This is a genomic window from Amycolatopsis sp. SID8362, assembly GCF_010550475.1.
Taxonomy (GTDB): domain Bacteria; phylum Actinomycetota; class Actinomycetes; order Mycobacteriales; family Pseudonocardiaceae; genus Amycolatopsis; species Amycolatopsis eburnea.
In genome coordinates, this window is record NZ_JAAGNB010001851.1 from 1 (window position 1) to 5443 (window position 5443).

Annotated in this window: 1 protein-coding gene; it reads right to left on the reverse strand. The window is 73.7% G+C overall.

What is annotated here, in order from left to right:
* On the reverse strand, positions 1–5443 hold a 5443-nt coding region (locus G3I65_RS56145; RefSeq protein WP_160704807.1), incomplete at both ends, for a non-ribosomal peptide synthetase.

Below are 5443 nucleotides of genomic sequence, written 5' to 3' on the forward strand. Positions count from 1 at the left end.
CGAGGTCGCCGGTGCGGTACATCCGCTCCCCCGGCACGAACGGCGACGCCACGAACCGCTCGGCCGTCGCCGCGGGCAGGCCGCGGTAGCCGTCGGCCAGGCCGTGGCCCGCCAGGTACAGCTCACCCGTGACCCCGGGCGCGGCCGGCGCCAGGTGCGCGTCGAGGACGTACGCGCGCTTGCTCGCGACCGGCCGCCCGATCGGGACCGCCGTGCCGGTGAGGTCGGCTTCGGTGATCGGGTGGAACGTCGTGTAGCCCATGCTTTCGGCCGGGCCGTAGCCGTTGATCAGCTTGACGTCCGGGTACTCGCACAGCGCCTTCGTGACGTGCTCGACCGACGCCGGCTCGCCGCCGGTCATCGCGCGGCGCAGCACGGTGAAGACCTGCGGTTCCTGGTCCAGCAGGTAGTTGAACAGGCTGGCCGAGGCGTGCAGCACGGTGACGCCGTGCTCGGCGACGAGCGCCGCGATCCGCTCCGGCTCCGGGTTCTGGCCCGGCTGCAGGACCGTGCGGCCGCCGTAGAGCAGCGCGCCGAACAGCTGGAGCGCGAAGCCGTCCCACGACACCGGCGCGCACTGCAGCCACACCTGGTCGGCGTCGAAGGTGGCGTAGCCCTGGCCCATCGTGGCGACGACCCCGCGGTGCGAAGTCGCGACGCCCTTGGGGACGCCGGTCGACCCGGAGGTGAACATGACGCAGGCCAGATCGGCCGGGGTCAGCTCGACGTCCGGGTTCGTGCTCTCGGCGTGGCTCGGCAGGGACTTCAGCACCCGCTCGACGCCGGCCTGCTCGGTAACCGCGGCGAGCCGCTCGGCCGGGTAGCTCGGGTCCAGCAGCGTGTAGGCGGCACCGGACTTGAGCACGCCGAGCACCGCGATCGCGAACTCGAAGCCGCGCTCCATCAGGACGCCGACCACCTCGCCGCGCCGGACGCCGTCGTCGAGGAGGTGGTGGGCGACCTGGTTGGCGCGGGCGTTCAGCTCGCCGTAGGTCAGCGACTCGCCCTCGAACAGGATCGCCACGGCGGCGGGGTCCTGCCGTTCGACGATCGTGTGCAGGCAGTCCACCGGCGCGTCGCTCACCCGCACGGCGTTCCCCGCGGCCATCACGAGTTCGCGCTCGGCGGCCGTGAGCACCTCGAAGTCCGCGATGGACGTCGCGGGGGCGTCGGCGATCTGCTCCAGCAGCCGCACGAAGGCGCTCGCCAGCCGCTCGGCGGTGGCCGCGTCGAACAATGCCGTCGCGTATTCGAAGGCACCCGTGATGCCGTCGCCGTGGTCCTCCAAGGCGACGGTGAGGTCGAACTTGGCGACCGCGCGGGCCACCTCGTGCGGCTCGGTGTCCACTCCGGACAGTGCGACGGCCGGGGTGTCCTGCTGCAGCACCAGCATCACCTGGAACAGCGGGTGCCGCGCCGCCGAGCGCGCCGGGTTCAGCTCTTCGACGAGCCGCTCGAACGGGACGTCGTCGTGCTCGAACGCGCTCAGGTCGGTTTCGCGGACGCGGTCCAGCAGCTCGGTGAACGCCGGGGCACCGCTGAGGTCGGTGCGCAGCACGACGGTGTTCACGAAGAACCCGACGAGGTCGTCGAGCACCGGGTCGGGGCGCCCGGCGACCGGGGTGCCGATCGGGATGTCGTCCCCGGCGCCGAACCGCGCCAGCAGCGTGGCGAGCGCCGCCTGCAGCACCATGAACAGCGTCGCGCGCCGCCCGGCCGCCAGCGCCAGGAGCCGGGCGTGCAGCTCGGCCGGGATCACGACGGGCGCGGACCCGCCGGCGTGGTCGGCCGTGGCGGGCCGGACGCGGTCGTACGGCAGCGCCAGCTCCTCCGGCAGCCCGGCGAGCGCGCCCGCCCAGTAGGCGAGGTCGGTGCCGAGTTCCCGTTGCCACAGCGTGTAGTCCGCGTACTGCACCGGCAGCGGCGTCCACTCCGGACCGTGGCCGTCGAGCCGGGCGGCGTACGCCTCGGCGAGGTCGCGCAGCAGGACCGGGATCGACCAGCCGTCGCCGGCGATGTGGTGCGTCAGTACGAGCAGGACGTGCTCGTCCCCTTCACCGAACAGCCACGAGCGCACCGGCGGCGCGGTGGCCAGGTCGAACGGCGTCCGCGCGGCCTCGGCGACCGAGCCGGTCGCCACCTCGAACGGAACCTCGAACGAGTCCAGGACCACCTGGTACTGGCCGGACTCGTCCTCCGCGTAGTACGTGCGCAGGGATTCGTGCCGACCGGCCACATCGGACAGTGCCGCCGCCAGCGCGCCGGTGTCGACGTCGCCGCGCAGCCGCAGCGCGATCGGCATGTGGTAGGCGGTGTCCTCGCGGTCCATCCGGGCCAGGAACCACAACCGCTCCTGGCCAGGGGCCAGCGGCAGGCGGTCCGGGCGCTCGCGCCGCGTCACGGCCGGACGCGCATCGACCGCCGCACCGAGGGTTTCGCACAGCCCCGCCACGGTCGGGTTCGCGAACAGCGCCCGCACGGTGACGTCGAGGCCGAGCACCGCGCGGATCCGCCCGGTCAGCCGGGTGGCGAGCAGCGAATGCCCGCCCAGGTCGAAGAAGCCGTCGTCGATGCCCACCTCGGGGACGCCGAGAACTTCGCCGAAGAGTGCGCACAGCGCCTGCTCGGTCGCGGTCCGCGGGAGGCGGCCCGCGCCGGACTCGATCTCGGGCGCGGGCAGCGCCTTGCGGTCGAGCTTGCCGTTCGGCGTCCGGGGCAGCTCGTCGAGCAGCACGAACGCCGACGGCACCATGTACCCCGGCAGCGCGGCGGCCAGATAGCGGCGCAGGTCCTCGGCCTCGACCGGCTCGCTCGGCACCACGTAGGCGACCAGGCGCTTGTCGCCGGGCCGGTCCTCGCGGACGACGACGGCGCGCAGCGCGACCGCCGGGTGCGCGGCCAGCACGGCCTCGATCTCGCCCAGCTCGATCCGGAAGCCGCGGATCTTGACCTGGTGGTCGACGCGGCCGAGGAAGCGGAGCTCGCCGTCGCGGCGGCGGGCGACCAGGTCGCCGGTGCGGTACATCCGCTCGCCGTCGGCGAACGGGTTGGCGACGAACCGGTCGGCGGTGAGATCGGCCCGGCCGAGGTAGCCGCGCACGACGCCGTCGCCGGCCAGGTACAGCTCGCCCGGTACGCCCGGCGGCACCGGCCGCAACGCCCGGTCCAGCACGTACACCTGCGTGTTCGCGATCGGCGTGCCGATGGTCGGTGCGCCATCGCCGACGCGGGCGGTGGTCGACCAGATCGTCGTCTCGGTCGGGCCGTACATGTTGGTCACCGACGCGGCCCTGGCCCGCAGTGCGACCGCGAGGTCGTCGGGCAGGGCTTCGCCGCCGACGACGACGTGCACGCCGGAGAGGTCGACGGGCTCGGCCAGCAGCGCGTGGAACAGGCTCGGCGTCGCCTGCAGGAGCGTGACGCGGTCCTCCGCGAGCGCGGCCAGCGCCCGGGAGTCGCGGACGTCGTCGCGGCTCGCGAGGACGACGGTCGCCCCGGCCAGCAGCGGCGCGAAGATCTCCAGGCCGGCGATGTCGAAGCCGACCGTGGTTACGGCCAGCAGCCGGTCCCCGGCGGCGATGCCGAACCGGTCCACCATGTCCAGCAGGAAGTTCAGCAGCGGGCGGCGCGGGACGACGACGCCCTTGGGGCGGCCGGTCGAGCCCGACGTGAAGATCACATAGGCGGGGCTGTCCGGCGACGCCGTGTGCGCGAGGTTTCCGGTGTCCCCGGCATAGACGAGTTCGTCGGGAGTCAGCACCAAGGCCGGGTCGGCGTCCTCGAGCATCATCGCGATGCGGTCGGCCGGGTAGTCGAGGTCGAGCGCGAGGTAGCCGGCGCCGGTCTTGAGCACCGCGAGCATGGCGATGATCAGCTGCTCGTCGCGCGGCAGCGACAGGGCGACGTACCGCTCGGGCCCGGCGCCGTGTGCGGCCAGGTGACGGGCGAGCTGGTTGGCGCGGGCGTTCAGCTCGGCGTAGGTCAGCGTCGTGGCGCCGAACTCCAGCGCGGGAGCGTCCGGCGTGCGCGCGGCCTGGGCTTCGAACAGCTCGATCACCGAGGTGTCCGGGACCGGGCTCGCCGTCGCCGTGTTGGCGGCGTCGATCGCCGCCGCTTCCGCCGGGGCCAGCAGGTCCACTGTGGACAGCGGCGCCGCGGGGTCCGCGACGGCCGCGGTCAGCAGGCGGACGAACCGGTCCGCGAGGTCGGCCGCGGTGCCCGGTTCCAGGAGGTCTGTCGCGTACTCCAGGTAGCCGCCGATACCGGCCGGGGTCCCGTCGGCGCCGGTGTTCTCCTCCAGGTTCAGGGTGAGGTCGAACTTCGCGGTCGCCGTGGCGACCGGCACGTCCGCCGCGGTCACGCCGGGCAGCGCCAGGTTGGCCGCCACGTTGTTCTGCAGCGCCAGCATGACCTGGAACAGCGGGTGCCGCGCGGTCGAGCGGGCCGGGTTGAGCCGCTCGACGATCCGCTCGAACGGGACGTCGGCGTGGTCGAACGCGGTCAGCGCGCGCTCGCGGACCCGGTGCACCAGCTCGGTGAAGCTCGGGTCGCCGCCGAGGTCGGTCCGCAGCACGAGGGTGTGGACGAAGAACCCGACGAGGTCGTCGAGCGCGGCGTCCGGCCGGCCCGCCGACGGAGTGCCGATCGCGACGTCGTCCCCGGCGCCGAGGCGAGACAGCAAGGCCGCGAACCCGGCCTGCAGCACCATGAACAGCGTCGCGTGCTCACCGCGGGCCAGCTCCAACAGCCGCGCGTGCAGGTCCGCATCGAGGATCACGGGCAGGGTGGCGCCCCGGTGCGTGGCGACCGGCGGGCGCGGGTGGTCGAAGGGCAGGTTGATCTCGTCGGGCAGCCCGGCGAGCGCCTCGGCCCAGTGCTCCAGCGAGTCGCCGGGCGATTCCTGTTGCCACAGCGCGTAGTCCGCGTACTGCACCGGCAGCGGCGTCCACTTCGGACGTCCACCCGCGACACGGGCGGCGTAGGCGGTCGAGAGGTCGCGCAGCAACGGGGCGAACGACCAGCCATCGCTCGCGATGTGGTGCGTGACGACTACGAGGATGTGGTCGTCACCCTCGCGCCGCAGAGCCGCGCGGATCGGGAAGTCGGCGGCGAGGTCGAACTCGCGCGCGGCGAACTCGGCGACGTCGACCGGTTCTTCGGTCCACGGCAGCTCGGTCAGCGGGCGGATTTCCTGGCGCGGCACGCCGTCGACGTCCGGGAACACCGTCCGCAGGGCCTCGTGGCGCTCGACGACGTCGGCGAACGCCTGCCGCAGCGCGGCCACGTCGAGCGGGCCGGTCAGCCGCAGCGCGCGGGGGACGTTGTAGGTCGCGCCGGCCTGGTCGAGCTGCTCGACGAACCACAGGCTGCGCTGGTTCGAGGACAGCGGCAGGACCTCGGGCCGCGGCCGGGCGACGACGGCCGGGCGGGCCGCGCGAGCGCT